Origin of the sequence: Pseudomonas allokribbensis (assembly GCF_014863605.1) — a bacterium.
Taxonomy (GTDB): domain Bacteria; phylum Pseudomonadota; class Gammaproteobacteria; order Pseudomonadales; family Pseudomonadaceae; genus Aquipseudomonas; species Aquipseudomonas allokribbensis.
Genome location: NZ_CP062252.1, coordinates 6,326,586 through 6,342,725, shown reverse-complemented (window position 1 = coordinate 6,342,725; position 16,140 = coordinate 6,326,586). Strand labels below are relative to the sequence as shown.

15 protein-coding genes are annotated in these 16,140 nt (G+C 61.5%); 10 read left to right on the top strand and 5 right to left on the bottom strand.

Annotation, left to right across the window (positions count from 1 at the left end; genetic code table 11):
* The first annotated feature begins 117 nt into the window (after positions 1-117).
* Complete coding sequence (locus IF199_RS29260; protein WP_192559289.1) at positions 118-363, top strand: DUF1127 domain-containing protein; 246 nt, start codon at positions 118-120, stop codon at positions 361-363.
* 34 nt (positions 364-397) lie between these two features.
* Here IF199_RS29260 and IF199_RS29255 read toward each other — a convergent pair whose 3' ends face one another.
* Positions 398-1,708: an NAD(P)/FAD-dependent oxidoreductase gene (locus IF199_RS29255; protein ID WP_192559288.1), complete on the bottom strand. Its 1,311-nt coding sequence runs from the start codon at positions 1,706-1,708 to the stop codon at positions 398-400.
* 145 nt (positions 1,709-1,853) lie between these two features.
* Between IF199_RS29255 and IF199_RS29250 the strand changes: the two genes are divergently transcribed.
* Complete coding sequence (locus IF199_RS29250) at positions 1,854-2,207, top strand: YkgJ family cysteine cluster protein (RefSeq protein WP_096817301.1); 354 nt, start codon at positions 1,854-1,856, stop codon at positions 2,205-2,207.
* 4 nt (positions 2,208-2,211) lie between these two features.
* Here the strand turns inward: IF199_RS29250 and IF199_RS29245 are convergent, their stop codons facing one another.
* Positions 2,212-2,700, bottom strand: a complete 489-nt coding sequence (locus tag IF199_RS29245; protein WP_003177284.1) for an Lrp/AsnC ligand binding domain-containing protein — start codon at positions 2,698-2,700, stop codon at positions 2,212-2,214.
* A 155-nt stretch (positions 2,701-2,855) separates the two neighbouring features.
* Between IF199_RS29245 and dadA the strand changes: the two genes are divergently transcribed.
* The 6 genes from dadA (at position 2,856) to IF199_RS29215 (ending at position 8,950) form a co-directional block, all read left to right on the top strand.
* Positions 2,856-4,160 carry a D-amino acid dehydrogenase gene (gene dadA / locus IF199_RS29240; RefSeq protein WP_085731396.1) on the top strand — a complete coding sequence of 435 codons (1,305 nt, stop codon included), beginning with the start codon at positions 2,856-2,858 and terminating at the stop codon, positions 4,158-4,160.
* Positions 4,132-4,485, top strand: a complete 354-nt coding sequence (locus tag IF199_RS29235; protein ID WP_039765240.1) for a RidA family protein — start codon at positions 4,132-4,134, stop codon at positions 4,483-4,485. The genes dadA and IF199_RS29235 overlap by 29 nt, the downstream gene beginning before the upstream one ends.
* Before the next feature lie 95 nt (positions 4,486-4,580).
* On the top strand, positions 4,581-5,654 hold the full coding sequence (gene alr, locus IF199_RS29230; RefSeq protein WP_192561019.1) for an alanine racemase: 1,074 nt from the start codon (positions 4,581-4,583) through the stop codon (positions 5,652-5,654).
* Between the two features lie 89 nt (positions 5,655-5,743).
* Complete coding sequence (locus IF199_RS29225; protein WP_096817305.1) at positions 5,744-6,292, top strand: cupin domain-containing protein; 549 nt, start codon at positions 5,744-5,746, stop codon at positions 6,290-6,292.
* 182 nt (positions 6,293-6,474) lie between these two features.
* Positions 6,475-6,891 (top strand): c-type cytochrome, encoded by a 417-nt coding sequence (locus IF199_RS29220; protein ID WP_025112727.1) that lies wholly within the window; start codon positions 6,475-6,477, stop codon positions 6,889-6,891.
* Positions 6,892-7,027: 136 nt separating this feature from the next.
* Positions 7,028-8,950, top strand: a complete 1,923-nt coding sequence (locus tag IF199_RS29215; protein ID WP_192559287.1) for an acetyl-CoA hydrolase/transferase family protein — start codon at positions 7,028-7,030, stop codon at positions 8,948-8,950.
* Positions 8,951-9,018: 68 nt separating this feature from the next.
* Here IF199_RS29215 and IF199_RS29210 read toward each other — a convergent pair whose 3' ends face one another.
* Both IF199_RS29210 and rep read right to left on the bottom strand, forming a co-directional pair.
* Positions 9,019-9,591: a xanthine phosphoribosyltransferase gene (locus IF199_RS29210; protein ID WP_007920398.1), complete on the bottom strand. Its 573-nt coding sequence runs from the start codon at positions 9,589-9,591 to the stop codon at positions 9,019-9,021.
* 57 nt (positions 9,592-9,648) lie between these two features.
* Complete coding sequence (rep, locus tag IF199_RS29205) at positions 9,649-11,658, bottom strand: DNA helicase Rep (protein ID WP_085731399.1); 2,010 nt, start codon at positions 11,656-11,658, stop codon at positions 9,649-9,651.
* A gap of 264 nt (positions 11,659-11,922) precedes the next feature.
* Between rep and IF199_RS29200 the strand changes: the two genes are divergently transcribed.
* Complete coding sequence (locus IF199_RS29200; protein WP_192559286.1) at positions 11,923-13,596, top strand: putative bifunctional diguanylate cyclase/phosphodiesterase; 1,674 nt, start codon at positions 11,923-11,925, stop codon at positions 13,594-13,596.
* 44 nt (positions 13,597-13,640) lie between these two features.
* Here the strand turns inward: IF199_RS29200 and IF199_RS29195 are convergent, their stop codons facing one another.
* Positions 13,641-15,038: a NorM family multidrug efflux MATE transporter gene (locus tag IF199_RS29195; RefSeq protein WP_096817311.1), complete on the bottom strand. Its 1,398-nt coding sequence runs from the start codon at positions 15,036-15,038 to the stop codon at positions 13,641-13,643.
* Between the two features lie 158 nt (positions 15,039-15,196).
* On the opposite strand from IF199_RS29195, the gene IF199_RS29190 reads away from it, so the two are divergent.
* Complete coding sequence (locus IF199_RS29190) at positions 15,197-16,117, top strand: LysR substrate-binding domain-containing protein (RefSeq protein ID WP_192559285.1); 921 nt, start codon at positions 15,197-15,199, stop codon at positions 16,115-16,117.
* Positions 16,118-16,140 lie beyond the last annotated feature (23 nt).

Here is a 16,140-nt window from a genome sequence, read left to right as displayed (position 1 = left end):
AGTCTCGGGAACAGCAAATCTGTATGGAGTTAATACAGATGCGTTGAATCTGTAATGCTTTTGTCGACCCGCGCATCATGGAATCTCTGGCTACCCAAGTAAACAGGAGCAATGAAAATGAACGGCTTGAGCGATGTGCGGCTGACGTTACACAGTCAGGAACTGGAGGCAGGGCAACAGGACAACGCGCGCAACGAGATCATGCGCAACGCACCGTCCGGCCTGAGTCGCTGGGGTCTGTTCTGGCATCGTCTGCACACGCGCAAAGCGTTGCTGGGCCTGACGCCGGAGCAGCTCAAGGATGTCGGGCTGACTCGCGAACAGGCGCTGGAGGAGGGGTTGAAGCCGTTCTGGCGGATCTAGAAGGATCGTTCCCACGCAGAGCGTGGGAACGAGCTCAGACCAGCTCTTTGAGCCGATGCCACAACATCCCCAACGCCAGCAACGGCGAACGCAGATGCTTGCCGCCGGGGAAGGTGATATGTGGCACTTTGGCGAACAGGTCGAAGCCACCGCTGTGCTGGCCGCTGATGGCCTCGGCCAGCAACTTGCCCGCCAGGTGCGTGGCGTTCACACCATGGCCGGAATAGGCCTGGGCGAAATACACGTTCGGCTGGTCGGCGAGCCGGCCAATCTGCGGCAGACGGTTGGCACCGATGCCGATCATCCCGCCCCACTGATAATCGATCTTCACTGACGCGAGCTGCGGGAACACTTCCAGCATCTTCGGCTGCATATACGCTGCGATGTCCTTCGGATCGCGCCCCGAGTAATGGCAGGCGCCGCCGAACAACAGGCGGCGGTCCGCCGAGAGCCGGTAGTAATCCAGTGCCACCCGCTGGTCGCAGACCGCCATGTTCTGCGGCAGCAGGGCGTGGGCTTGTTCTTCGCTCAGCGGTTCGGTGGCGATGATGTAGCTGCCGGCGGGCAGCACCTTGCCACTGAGTTGCGGATTCAGATTGTTGAGGTAGGCGTTGCAGCCGAGCACCAGCGTCTTCGCCCGCACCGAACCTTGCGCCGTGTGCACCCGGACTTCGGGGCCGTAATCAATGTGGGTGACCGCCGATTGTTCGAACAGTTTGACGCCCAGTTGCTGCGCCGCCGCGGCTTCGCCCAATGCCAGGTTCAGCGGGTGCAGGTGACCGGAACCCATGTCGATCAAGCCGCCGACATAGCGCTTGGAACCGACCACGGTGTGCATTTCGTTCGCTTGCAGCAGGCGGGTTTCGTAGCGGTAACCAAGGCCTCGCAGTTCTTCGGCGTCTTCGGCGAATCCTTCCAGGTCGGAAGGTTTGTTGGCGAGGTCGCAATAACCCCAGGTCAGGTCGCAGGGGATCTGAAATTTTTCGACGCGCTGTCGGACGATTTCTACCGCTTCCAGGCCCATGAGTTTCATCTGACGTACGCCGTCGGTGCCGATCACGTTGGCGAACTGGTCGAGCCCGTGGCCTACGCCGCGAATCAGTTGCCCGCCGTTGCGCCCGCTGGCGCCCCAGCCGATCCGGTGCGCTTCCAGCAGCACCACGGTCAATCCCCGTTCAGCCAGTTCCAGCGCGGTGTTCAGCCCGGAGAAACCGCCACCGACCACGCACACGTCGGCACTCAGTTCGCCTTGCAGTACCGGATGGTCGGGCTGCGGCAGGCTGCTGGCGGCGTAATAAGAGGCAACGTGGGGTTGGCTCGCGGAGGCGTGGGCGCGGGCATTCATGGGCGTCATCCTGAGCGGGTGTCGAGAAAATTTGACGGAGCATAAGCCGCAGGCCCGAGGCCGGGCAACATTGGTCGGCTTATGGTGTCTGGATCACGGCTTTTGCGGCACAATTGCCGCCTATTTCGCTCCGGTTACCGCTGCAATGAGCTGCAACAGTCAGAAAGTCCGCACCCTGCGTCAGCAGATTCCCACGTTCGAGTGCGTGCCGGGCTGTCATGACTGCTGTGGGCCGGTGACCACCTCGCCCGAGGAAATGTCCCGCCTGCCGCGCAAGACGCGCGCCGAGCAGGACGCGGCCATGGAAGAACTCAACTGTGTGCACCTGGGGCCGAACGGCTGCACGGTGTATGACGAGCGGCCACTGATATGCCGGTTGTTCGGCACCACCCAGACCCTGCCGTGCCCCAACGGCCGGCGGCCGGTAGAGCTGATTCATCCACGGGTCGAGAAGCAGGTGTTCGAGTACATGGCCGAAAACCGGCAGGTGTTGGTCTGAGCGATCAGTCCGGAATCGGCAGGCTCAGGCTCTCTTTCACTTCTTCCATCACGATGTAGCTCTTGGATTCACGCACGTGCGGCAGCTTGAGCAGGATGTCGCCCAGCAGCTTGCGGTACGAGGCCATCTCGGAAATCCGCGCCTTCACCAGATAGTCGAAATCTCCTGACACCAGGTGGCATTCCAGCACGTGGGGCAATTTCAGCACCGCGCGTCGGAACTCTTCGAAAGTATCGCCGGATTTGTAGTCGAGGCTGATCTCGACGAACACAAGGAGACTACCCTTCAAGTGCTGCGGATTCAGGCGGGCGTTGTAGCCCATGATGATCCCCTCGCGCTCCAGGCGCCGCACCCGCTCCGTGCAAGGCGTGGTGGAGAGCCCGACCTTCTCGCCCAGTTCGGTGAATGAAATCCGCCCGTCCGCCTGCAGGATCCGCAAGATGTTGCGGTCGATCTTGTCCAGCTCACGTTTGGTCTGAGTGTTGGTACGCATAGGGGATGCGCCTCCGTGAAAAGGGTTTTTGCCGAGAATTGTCGCCAAATATAGGCGCTTATACAGTGAAAAGCACTGGCGAATCTTTTTTACACTGCGCGCATCATTGCTCTAACAACAGACGTACGCGGCACGCCGCGATGAGGGATACAAAAATGCGCGTTATGGTCTTGGGTAGCGGCGTCATCGGTACCGCCAGTGCTTACTATCTGGCCCGTGCCGGGTTTGAAGTGGTGGTGGTCGACCGGCAGCCAGCCGCGGCCATGGAGACCAGTTTCGCCAACGCAGGCCAGGTCTCGCCGGGCTATGCCTCGCCGTGGGCCGCGCCGGGCGTGCCGCTCAAGGCCATCAAGTGGCTGCTGCAACGCCACGCGCCGCTGGCGATCAAGGCCACCGCCGACATCGACCAATACCTGTGGATGGCGCAGATGCTGCGCAACTGCACCGCCAACCGTTACGCGGTGAACAAGGAGCGCATGGTGCGTCTGTCCGAGTACAGCCGCGACTGCCTCGACGAATTGCGCGCCGAAACCGGCATTGCCTACGAAGGCCGCAGCCTGGGCACCACCCAGCTGTTCCGCACTCAGGCGCAGCTTGATGGCGCCGCCAAGGACATCGCCGTCCTGAAAGAGTCCGGTGTACCGTTCGAAGTCCTCGACCGCGCCGGCATTGCCCGCGTCGAGCCGGCCCTGGCCAGCGTCACCGACATCCTCGCCGGTGCCCTGCGCCTGCCGAACGACCAGACCGGCGACTGCCAGATCTTCACCACCCGCCTCGCCGAAATGGCGGTGAACCTGGGTGTGGAATTCCGCTTCGGCCAGGACATCCAGCGCCTCGATTTCGCCGGTGACCGTATCAACGGCGTGTGGATCGACGGCAAGCTGGAAACCGCCGATCGCTACGTGCTGGCTCTCGGCAGCTACTCGCCGCAACTGCTCAAGCCGCTGGGCATCAAGGCCCCGGTCTATCCGTTGAAGGGCTACTCGCTGACCGTGCCGATCACCAACCCGGCCATGGCCCCGACCTCGACCATTCTCGACGAGACCTACAAGGTCGCGATTACCCGTTTCGACAACCGCATCCGCGTCGGCGGCATGGCGGAGATCGCCGGTTTTGACCTGTCGCTGAACCCGCGTCGGCGCGAAACCCTGGAGATGATCGTCAACGACCTTTATCCTCAGGGCGGCAATCTGGCCGAAGCGAGTTTCTGGACCGGCCTGCGTCCAACCACGCCGGATGGCACCCCGATCGTCGGCGCGACACCGTTCAAGAACCTGTTCCTGAACACCGGTCACGGCACCCTCGGCTGGACCATGGCGTGCGGCTCCGGTCGTTTGCTGGCCGACCTGATGGCGAAGAAAAAGCCGCAGATCAGCGCCGAAGGCCTCGATATTTCCCGTTATGGCAACAAGACCCAGGAGTCCGCAAAGCATGGCAATCCAGCGCCAGCTCACCAATGAGCGCATGAGTCAGATCGTCAGCCACAACGGTACGGTGTATCTGTCCGGGCAGGTCGGCGATGACTTCAACGCCGGGGTGGAACAGCAGACCCGCGACGTACTGGCCAACATCGAGCGTTTGCTGGATCTGGCCGGGACTGACAAGCAGCATCTGCTGTCGGCGACGATTTACCTGAACGACATCGAAGCGCACTTTGCCGGCATGAATTCGGTGTGGGACCAGTGGCTGCCCAAAGGCGCCGCCCCGGCCCGTGCCACCGTCGAAGCGAAGATGGCCAAGCCGAGCATCCTGGTCGAGATCTCCATCGTCGCCGCGTTGCCGTAACCTGTTTTAAAGATCCCTCTCCCGGTGCTGTTGGCGGTTCACGCCGCCAGCCAGCGCCGGTTTTTATTCCCATGACCGCCAAGAAGTCTGCTGCCATGCGTCCTGCCCGTGCCCTGATCGACCTTCAAGCCCTGCGTCACAACTACCGTATCGCCCGTGAAGTCACCGGTGCCAAGGCACTGGCGGTGATCAAGGCCGATGCCTACGGCCATGGCGCAGTGCGTTGCGCCCAGGCGCTGGAGGCTGAAGCGGACGGCTTCGCGGTGGCGTGTATCGAAGAAGCCCTGGAACTGCGTGCCGCGGGCATTCGTGCGCCGGTGCTGTTGCTTGAAGGCTTTTTCGAGGCCGATGAGCTGACGCTGATTGTCGAGCATGATTTTTGGTGCGTGGTGCATTCGCTGTGGCAGCTCGAAGCGATCGAGCAGGCGGCGTTGAGTAAACCGATCACCGTGTGGCTGAAGCTCGATTCGGGCATGCATCGCGTAGGCCTGCATCCGAAGGATTACCCGGTGGCTTACCAGCGCCTGCTCGCCAGCGGCAAAGTGGCGAAAGTCGTGCTGATGAGCCACTTCGCCCGTGCCGATGAATTGCATGAGCAGAGCAGCGCCGATCAGGTTGCGGTGTTCGAAGCCGCGCGTCAGGGCCTGGCGGCCGAAGTCAGCCTGCGCAACTCGCCGGCGGTGCTGGGCTGGCCACAGATTCACAGCGACTGGGTGCGCCCGGGCATCATGCTTTACGGCGCCACCCCGTTCGAAGAAGCCAACGCCGTGGCCGATCGCCTGCAACCGGTGATGACGCTGGAATCGAAAGTCATCAACGTACGCGAGCTGCCGGCCGGCGAGCCGGTGGGCTACGGCGCCAAATTCATCACCGACAAGCCGATGCGCATCGGTGTGGTTGCCATGGGTTACGCCGACGGTTACCCGCGTCAGGCGCCGACCGGCACGCCGGTACTGGTGGCCGGCCAACGCAGCCGCATACTTGGTCGGGTGTCGATGGACATGCTGTGCATCGACCTGACCGACGTGCCGGAAGCCGGCCTCGGTTCGACCGTCGAGCTGTGGGGCAAGAACATCCTCGCCAGCGAAGTGGCGAAGTGGGCGGACACCATTCCGTACCAGATCTTCTGCAACCTGCGTCGGGTCCCAAGGCTCTATTCCGAGGGTTGAAGCCCAGGCTGGGCCCAAGTGTTGTAAATACTGAACGCTGTCGCCATGATAACGCTCAATATTTCTACAACACTCAGGAGGCCCAAGCCTTGGACGTCGGTGAACGACTGCAATCGATCCGCAAGCTCAAAGGGCTTTCCCAGCGTGAACTCGCCAAACGCGCGGGCGTCACCAACAGTACCATTTCGATGATCGAAAAGAACAGTGTCAGCCCTTCGATCAGTTCGCTGAGGAAGGTGCTGGGCGGGATTCCCATGTCCATGGTCGAGTTCTTTTCCGAAGAAATCCTCCAGGAAAAACCGACCCAGATCGTCTACAAGGCCAACGAGCTGATCGACATTTCCGACGGCGCCGTGACCATGAAACTGGTCGGCCGCGCACACCCGAGCCGGGCCATCGCGTTCCTCAATGAAATCTACCCGCCGGGCGCCGACACTGGCGAAGAAATGCTCACCCACGAAGGCGAGGAAACCGGGATTCTGGTGGAAGGAAGACTGGAGCTGGTGGTGGGCCTTGAAACTTTTATCCTCGAAGCCGGCGACAGCTACTACTTTGAAAGTACCAAGCCGCATCGTTTCCGTAATCCGTTCGACTCGCCTGCGCGACTAATCAGCGCAGCCACGCCGGCGAATTTTTAAACCGAGAGACGCCAGGCCAATGCGGCAAAGGTGTCCGGACTGTTTGACCGATGCGCAACAAGACCCCTTTAACTTTGGGGTTGTTTCAGTGTGGCGGGCTAACCGCTATACTTGCGCCCGCCTGCGAACCGTGGCCGCAGGCGTGAATAGCCACCATTGAGGGTGAACGCGTGAATCTAATTATGAAAATGCTGGCTGCACCAGCAACCGTACTGGCCCTCTGGGCTGTCAGCGCTCAAGCTGCGACGAATGACGACATTGCCAAACGCCTCGAGCCCGTCGGCCAGGTCTGTGTTCAAGGGCAAGAGTGCAAGGGGATGGAAGTCGCTGCTTCGGCAGGCGGCGGTGGCGGCGCCAAGACGCCGGACGAAGTGATTGCCAAACATTGCAACGCTTGCCACGGCACCGGCCTGTTGGGCGCACCGAAAATCGGTGACGCAGCAGCCTGGAAAGACCGTGCCGATCACCAGGGCGGCCTCGACGGCCTGCTGGCCAAAGCCATCACCGGCCTGAACTCGATGCCTCCGAAAGGTACCTGCGCCGACTGCTCGGATGACGAGCTGAAGGGCGCCATCCAGAAGATGTCCGGCCTGAAATAAGCCGCGCTTCTGACGAAAAAAACCGTCTTCGGACGGTTTTTTTGTGCCTGCGATTCAGGCCCGAGGCTGTTCATTGCAGCAAACAACCGGCAATCTCGATCGTACCTCTATTCACGGAACGGGCGGGAGGCTTCAGATGGTGCAGTTGTGTTCGATCGAACAGGCAGTGGACGACGTACTGGCACGGTTGCCGGCGCATATCCACATGGGCCTGCCGCTGGGGCTGGGCAAACCCAATCTCTTCGTCAACGCGCTGTACCGGCGCATCGCCGGTTTGCCGGAGCGGCAACTGACGATCTACACCGCGCTGTGCCTCGGCCGACCTTCGTTGGGCGACGGTTTGCAGAAGCGCTTCATCGAACCCTTCGTCGAGCGTGTGTTCGGTGATTACCCGGAGCTGGATTTCCTTGCTGACCTGCACCGCGACAGCCTGCCGGCCAACATCCGCATCGAGCAATTCTTCATGCAGCCCGGCAGCCTGCTCAACAGCGCGCCGGCCCAGCAGGACTACGTCAGCAGCAACTACAGCCATGCAGCCCGCGACATCTACGCCGCCGGGCTGAACCTGGTGGCGCAGTTGCTCGCCAGCAGCAGCGAACATCCTGATCGCTTGAGCCTGAGCTGCAATCCGGACATCACCCTCGACCTGTTCCCGATGATCGCCAAACGCCGGGCGGCGGGGGAGACCGTTCTGCTGGTCGGCCAGGTGCACACCGAGTTGCCGTACATGCCGGGCGACGCCGAAGTCGAAATTGACACCTTCGACCTGCTGATTGATGAGAAGGACAACAGCACGCTGTTTTCCACGCCGAACATGCCCGTCGGGTTTCAGGATCACTTCATCGGCCTGCACGCCAGTACGTTGGTGCGCGATGGCGGCACCTTGCAGATCGGCATTGGCTCGATGGGTGACGCGCTGACCGCTGCGTTGCTGGCGCGTCAGGCCGACAATGTAGGCTACCGGGAGTTGCTGGCCGATGTGAATCTCAGCCAGTGGGCCCGATTGATCGAGCGCGAGGGCGGCATCGAACCGTTCGCCAAGGGCCTTTACGGTTGCAGCGAAATGTTCGTCAACGGCCTGCTGGTGCTGGCGGACGCCGGGATCATCCGGCGCAAGGTCTACCCGGACGTGCAGACCCAGCAACAGGCCAACGCCGGCAACCTCGACGAGGCGGCGCAAACCGACGGCATTTCAGTGCACGGCGGTTTCTTCCTCGGGCCGCGCAGCTTCTATGAGCGACTGCGTGAGCTGCCCCACAGCAAACGCCTTGAATTCAACATGACCCGCATCAGCTACATCAACGAGCTGTACGGTCAGGAAGAACTCAAACGCCTGCAGCGCCTTGATGCACGATTCATCAACACCGCATTCACCATGACCCTGCTCGGGGCCGGGGTGTCCGATCAGCTACAGGATGGCCGGGTGCTCAGCGGCGTCGGCGGGCAGTACAACTTCGTTGCCCAGGGCCATGCGCTGCACGATGCGCGTTCGATTCTGCTGCTGCGCAGCTGGCGCGAGTCCGGCGGTGACGTCAGTTCGAACATTGTCTGGGAGTACGGCCACTGCACGATCCCACGGCACCTGCGTGACATCGTGGTCACCGAATACGGCATCGCCGATCTGCGCGGCAAGTCAGATGCGGTGGTGATCGAAGCGCTGCTCAATATCAGTGACTCGCGCTTTCAGCAGGGTCTGATCGAGCAGGCACAGAAGGTCGGCAAACTGCCGAAGGATTTCCGCCTCGATCCACGCTTTACCGACAACACCCCGAAACGCTTGCAGGCGATTGCCGCACGGCATCCGAACCTGTTTCCGGAATATCCGCTGGGCTGCGATTTCAATGAGGTCGAGAAGGATTTGCTGCGGGCGCTGAACTGGCTGAAGAGCAAATTCAAGTTGACCGAGATTCTGGAGTTGGGCAAGGCAGCGCTGGATGCGCCGGAGGCTTCGCTGTATCCGGAACATCTGGCGCGCATGCAGCTCACCCACCCGGAAGGTCTGAAAGAAGACCTGTTTCAGCGGTTGTTGCTCACTGGCCTGAAGGCCACCGCGCAATAACTGTCCACCCCAAAACAACGGTGGGAGCCAGCAAACTGGCTCCCACAGAAGTCCTGCGGTGTTACGGGTTACTCGATGAAAGTAACCACGCCATCCTTCAGCGATTTCACGCGAGCCAGCGACTCGACGCGGTAACCCTGCGAATCCAGCTCCGCACGGCCGCCCTGGAACGACTTCTCGATCACGATGCCCAGGCCCGCGACGGTGGCGCCGGCTTGCTTGATGATCGAAATCAGCGCCTGGGACGCCTTACCGTTGGCCAGGAAGTCGTCGATGATCAGCACGCGGTCACTGCTGGTCAGGTGACGCGGGGAGATGGCCACGGTGCTTTCGGTTTTCTTGGTGAACGAGTATACGGTCGCCGACAGCAGGTTTTCAGTCAGGGTCAGGGACTGTTGCTTGCGGGCGAAGATCACCGGCACGCCGAGGTTCAGACCGGTCATGATCGCCGGGGCGATGCCCGACGCTTCGATGGTGACGATCTTGGTGATGCCGGAATCCTTGAACAGCGAGGCGAATTCGTCGCCGATCAGCTTCATCAGGGCCGGGTCGATCTGGTGGTTCAGGAAGGCGTCGACCTTCAGGACCTGGTCGGAAAGCACGATGCCTTGTTCGCGGATTTTCTGGTGCAATGCTTCCATGAAGCTGTCCTCATTTGGCGCTTTGTGCGCCGAAGGTCTAGTAAAAAGTGGTCAATTCTAGCGCTTTAACATCGCGCGTATATCAGCCAATGCGCTATTGCCCCGCACGGCTTTGACTTCGGTCGGCGTGTCGTCGTTGCCTTCCCAGGCCAGGTCGTCCGGCGGCAGCTCATCGAGGAAGCGGCTTGGCGCGCAATCGATGATCTCGCCGTACTGTTTACGCTTGGCGGCGAAGGTGAACGCGAGGGTCTGGCGTGCGCGGGTGATGCCCACGTAGGCCAGGCGGCGTTCTTCTTCGATGGTGTCGGCTTCGATGCTGGAGCGGTGCGGGAGGATTTCCTCCTCCATGCCCATGATGAACACGTAAGGGAATTCCAGGCCCTTGGACGCATGCAGGGTCATCATCTGCACGCCTTCGGCGCCGTCTTCCTCTTCCTGCTGACGTTCCAGCATGTCACGCAGGACGAGTTTGCCGATGGCGTCCTCGACGGTCATTTCGCCGTCTTCGTCTTTTTCCAGGGTGTTCTTCAAGGCTTCGATCAGGAACCAGACGTTGCTCATCCGGTAGTCGGCAGCCTTGTCGCTGGAGCTGTTGGTGCGCAGCCAGTTCTCGTAGTCGATGTCCATGACCATGCTGCGCAGGGCGGAGATCGGGTCTTCGCCGGCGCACTGCTCGCGCACCTTGTCCATGAAGCGCTTGAAGCGCGACAGACGATCGGTGAAGCGGCTGTCCAGATGCTCGCCGAGGCCGAGTTCGTCGGTGGCGGCGTACATCGAGATCTTGCGTTCGGTGGCGTAGTTGCCGAGTTTTTCCAGGGTCGTCGAGCCGATTTCCCGGCGCGGTACGTTGATCACGCGCAGGAAGGCGTTGTCGTCGTCCGGGTTCACGATCAGGCGGAAGTAGGCCATCAGGTCTTTCACTTCCTGGCGGCCGAAGAAGCTGTTGCCGCCGCTCAAGCGGTACGGCACCTGATGGTGCTGCAGTTTCAGTTCGATCAGCTTGGCCTGGTAGTTACCGCGATAGAGGATCGCGAAATCACTGTACGGGCGATCGGTGCGCAAGTGCAGGCTGAGGATCTCCATCGCCACGCGCTCGGCCTCGGCGTCCTCGTTGCGGCAGCGGATCACGCGGATCTCGTCGCCGTGGCCCATCTCACTCCACAGCTGTTTTTCGAATTCGTGCGGGTTGTTCGAGATCAGTACGTTGGCACAGCGCAGGATGCGGCTGGTGGAGCGATAGTTCTGCTCCAGCATCACCACTTTCAGGGACGGATAGTCGTCCTTGAGCAGCATCAGGTTTTCCGGCCGCGCGCCGCGCCAGGCGTAGATCGACTGGTCGTCGTCGCCTACTACGGTGAACTGGTTGCGCTTGCCGATGAGCATTTTCACCAGCAGGTACTGGCTGGCGTTGGTGTCCTGGTATTCGTCGACCAGCAGGTAACGCACCTTGTTCTGCCACTTTTCGAGGATGTCGGCGTGCTCTTCGAAGAGCTTCACCGGCAGCAGGATCAGGTCGTCGAAGTCCACCGCGTTGAACGCCTTGAGCGTGCGCTGGTAGTGGGTGTAGACGATGGCGGCGGTCTGCTCCTTGGGGTTGCGGGCGTTTTCCAGGGCTTCGGCCGGCAGGATCAGGTCGTTTTTCCAGGCGCCGATCATGTTCTTGATCTCGTCGACGCCGTCGTCGCCCGCGTATTCCTTCTGCATGATGTCGGTCATCAGCGACTTGACGTCGGTTTCGTCGAAGATCGAGAAACCGGGTTTGTAGCCCAGCCGTTCATGTTCCTTGCGGATGATGTTCAGGCCCAGGTTGTGGAAGGTGCAGACCGTCAGGCCACGACCTTCGCCGGCACGCAGCAGGGTGCCGACCCGTTCCTTCATCTCGCGCGCGGCCTTGTTGGTGAAGGTCATGGCGACGATGTACTGGGCACGGATGCCGCAGTTCTGGATCAGGTGCGCAATCTTGCGCGTGATCACGCTGGTCTTGCCGGAGCCAGCACCGGCGAGCACCAATAGAGGGCCGCCGACGTAGTTCACGGCTTCTTGCTGCCGGGGATTGAGTCGGGACATACGAAAATTCGGGAGTCGTTGACGAAATGGGCCGGCATTTTAACAGGCTCAGCGATTTGTGCTGCTCTCTCCGACTTGTGACGCAGCACGCGATTCAAATTTGCCGGTTTTGTTACTTTCACGCAGGATGCGCGGTGATTTTGCGGCTAATGTTCTCATTCGTGACACAAAATAACGTTTTGATAACCGTTGTCATTTGGTCATTGGTTGGCAGAACGGCATAATGCCCGCCGCCCACATCATTGCAGAGTCTAGGGAGTCAGCTTGACTACGCCTGTCGAACCCTTGCGTTTGCTGCTACTGGCCGAAGAGCCAGCGTGGACAGCGTTATTGCGCGAGTGTCTGGCTCCGTTGGGGAGTGCGGCGGTGCTGATCAGCGCGCCGAGCTGGGAGTCGGTCAGCAGTCTGTTCGAAGACAACCGCCATGCGGTGTTGTTGACCGTTCCTGCTTTGCAGCCGGTGCCCGGCCGGTGCAATCTGCCGACGGTGCTGCTGCTGGAGCACGAACCGGCGACCGCGCCCGACGGCGTCAGTGACTGGCTGGTGTTCGATGCCCTCGATGCCGGCATGCTTCGCCGTTGCCTGCGCCATGTGCGCGAACGCGGCGTGCTGGAAAACACCCTGCAACGCCTGGCCGAACAGGATCCCTTGACCGGCATCGCCAACCGTCAGGGTTTCCAGACCCTGCTCACGGCTCGGCTGGCCGAAAACGACGGTCGCGGCCTGGCCCTCGGGCACCTCGATCTCGACAACTTTCGTCACGCCAACGACGCCCTCGGCCATCAGGCCGGCGACCGCCTGATCCTGCAAGTCGTCGCACGGCTGAAAAGCCAGCTGGAGGCCGGCGATCAACTGGCGCGCCTGGGCAGCGACGAATTCGCCCTGCTGATCGACACCCGCCGCGCCCCGCAACGGGCCGAATGGATGGCCGAACGCATCACCGAAGCCTTGGCCGAACCTTACTGGGTCGATGGCGAAAGCCTGCTGATCGGTTCCAGCCTCGGTATCGCCCATGCCCGCGCCCAGGGCGGCGCCGATCCGTTGATGTGGCACGCACACATCGCCATGCAACAGGCCAAGAGCACGCAAGGCTGCACTTTTCACATCTTCAACGAGCGGATCAACCGCAATGCGCGAAGCATGGCCGACCTCGAAAGCGAGCTGCGCCGGGCCTTGCGTCGCGATGAACTGGAGCTGCATTACCAGCCGCGTCTGAACATGCAGGACGGCCAGATTGTCGGCCTCGAAGCGCTGGTGCGCTGGCGTCACAGTGAGCGCGGCTTGCTGCCACCGAGCGAATTCGTGCCGCTGGCCGAGCAGAGCGGTCTGATCGTGCCGCTGGGTTACTGGGTGATTTCCCGGGCTCTGCGTGACATGCAGGCCTTGCGCGAACGCGGATTGCCGGCGCTGCACATGGCGATCAACCTGTCGTTCCGCCAGTTCCAGGACAGCCAGTTGCTGCCGACGCTCAGTCGTCTGATCGCCGAGCGCGGTGTCGAGGCGCAGTGGCTGGAATTCGAACTCACCGAAACCGCCGTGATGCGCCGCAGCGACCTGGTCAAACAGACCATGGACGCCCTTGGCCGCCTTGGCGTGCGCTTCTCGCTGGATGACTTTGGCACCGGATTCTCGTCGTTCGTGCACCTCAACAGCCTGCCGATCACCTTGCTGAAGATCGACAAGAGCTTCGTCGGCGGCATGGAGCAGCGCGAAGAGAACCGCAAACTGGTGCACGCGATGATCAATCTCGCGCACAACCTGCACCTGGAAGTGGTGGCCGAAGGGGTGGAAACCCCGGAGCAGATGGAATTGCTGCGCGGGTTCGGCTGCGATCAGGTGCAGGGGTATCTGATCAGCAAGCCGTTGCCGCTGGCGGAGCTGGTTGAATACCTGACCTTCGATGCGAGTCAGCAGCCACCGCTGGAAATCGTGGTTTAACCACAGAACCCTGTGGGAGCAAGCCTGCTCCCACGGGGAAACACCTATTCAGGCTGGGCGACTGCGAACGGCTTTGAGGGTGCGGGCTCCAGACGAATCATCCGCTTCATTTTCCATTCGAACGCCAGCGTCAGGCTGATCGCCGCGCACGCCAGCCCCAGCGCCAGTCCCCACCAGACGCCGGTCGGTCCCCAATGCAGATGGAACGCCATCAGCCACGCCGCCGGCGCGCCGATCAGCCAGTAGCAACCGAGCCCGACCAGAAACGTGGTCTTGGCATCCTTGAGTCCGCGGATGCAGCCCATGGCAATGGTCTGCGTGCCGTCGAACAGCTCGAACCACGCCGCCACCGCCAACAGGCTCACGGCCAGACGAATCACCTCGGCAAACGCCGGGTCGTTATGGTCGAGGAACAAACCGACCAGCTGATTCGGCAGCAACCAGAACACCATCGCAAACCCCAGCATCACCACGGCACCGAAGACGATTCCTACCCGCCCGGACATCCGCGCATCGTTCAATTGCCCGGCGCCGTAATGCTGGCCGACGCGCATGGTGATCGCATACGACATCCCCGCCGGCACCATGAACGCAACTGAGACGATTTGCAGGGCAATCTGGTGCGCTGCCAGTTGCGTACTGCCCATGGTGCCCATGCACAGCGCTGCGAAGGCGAACAATCCGACCTCCACCGCGTAGGTGCCGCCAATCGGCAGACCTAGACGCCAGAGTTCTTTCAGGTATTGCCGGTTTGGCCGCGACAGACCTTCACGCAGCGGGTAAGCGTCGTAGGCCGGATGCCGACGGATATGCCACGCCAGCGCCAGTGCCATGCAGTTGGCGACAATCGCCGTGACCAGGCCAATGCCCGTCAGCCCCAGTTTCGGCAGGCCGAACATGCCGGTAATCAGCGCGTAATTGAGCAGGAAGTTGGCCACGGTGCCGGCGAGGCTGATGACCATCACCGGTGTCGCCCTACCAATGGCACTGGTGAAGCCGCGCAAGGCCATGAAGCTCAGGTAGCCGGGCAGGGCGAACGGCAGTGCGATCAGAAACTGCCCGGCGGCGTTGACGTTGGTCTCGGTCTGGCCGAACAGCAACAGCACCGGTTTGAGGTTCCACAACAGCAGCCCGGCACCCAGCGCCATCAGCCACGCCAGCCACAGTCCGGCCTGGGTCAGTTTCGCGGCACCGATAATGTCACCGGCACCCTGACGGATCGCCACCAGGGTGCCGACCGCCGCGATCACGCCGATGCAGAAAATCGACACGAACGAATAGCTCGCCGCGCCCAGACCGCCGCCCGCCAGCGCTTCGGGACTGAGGCGGGCCATCATCAAGGTGTCGGTCAGTACCATCAGCATGTGTGCCAACTGCGAGGCAATCAACGGCCCCGCCAGCCGCAGGATGGCCCAGAGTTCGGTACGCACAGGACGCTGCATGGTGTTCACATCCGTATAAAAGAGGGAGCAAGAGACCGTCGATTCTCAAGGTTTGGCGCGGCTTGCACAAAGGGATAAAAAGGATGGGTGGCATGATTAAAACTCATCCAGGAACAATTCTGCTAAGTTGGCGCAATCCCGCCATTGGAGCGCTGTACATGTCCCGTCGCCTTCCACCCTTGTATGCCCTGCGCGCATTCGAAGCGGCGGCACGCCACAGTTCGTTCACCCGGGCAGCCGAGGAGTTGTCGATCACTCAGAGTGCGGTGAGCCGGCATATCCGCACACTCGAAGAGCACTTCGCCTGCCGCCTGTTCCACCGCAGCGGGCGCAACCTGCAACTGACCGAGTCGGCGCGCCTGCTGCTGCCGGGCATCCGCGAGGGGTTCGCCGCCCTGGAGCGAGCCTGCAATACCTTGCGCGCCGAAGATGACATCCTGCGCATGAAGGCCCCGTCGACCCTGACCATGCGCTGGTTGCTGGCGCGGCTCAGTCGCTTTCGCCATTTGCAGCCGGGCAATGAAGTGCAACTGACCAGTGCCTGGATGGACGTGGATTCGGTGGACTTCAACAACGAACCTTTCGATTGCGCGGTGCTGCTGAGCGACGGGCATTTTCCGCCGGACTGGGAGGCCAGCCTGCTGTTTCCGGAAGAGCTGATTCCGGTGGGCGCCCCGAGTCTTTTGCACGACCAGCCCTGGGATGTGGCACGACTGTCCAGCGCTGAATTGCTGCACCCCACGCCGGATCGCCGCGACTGGCGCAGTTGGCTGGAGCACATGGGACTGTCGGATCAGGTATCGCTCAAGGGCGGGCAGGTGTTCGATACCCTGGAACTGGGGATGATCGCGGCGGCCCGGGGTTATGGCGTGTCGATGGGTGATTTGCTGATGGTGGCCGAAGATGTCGCGCAAGGGCGTTTGAGTCTGCCGTGGCCGACGGCAGTTGCCAGCGGGCTTAATTATTACCTGGTGTGGCCAAAGACCCGTCCGGGAGGTGAACGTTTGCGCCGGCTCAGCGACTTCCTGCAAGGCGAAGTCCACGCCATGGTGTTGCCGCCGGTCACGCGCTTGAGCTGAAACGTTCGAGCCGCCACAATGCC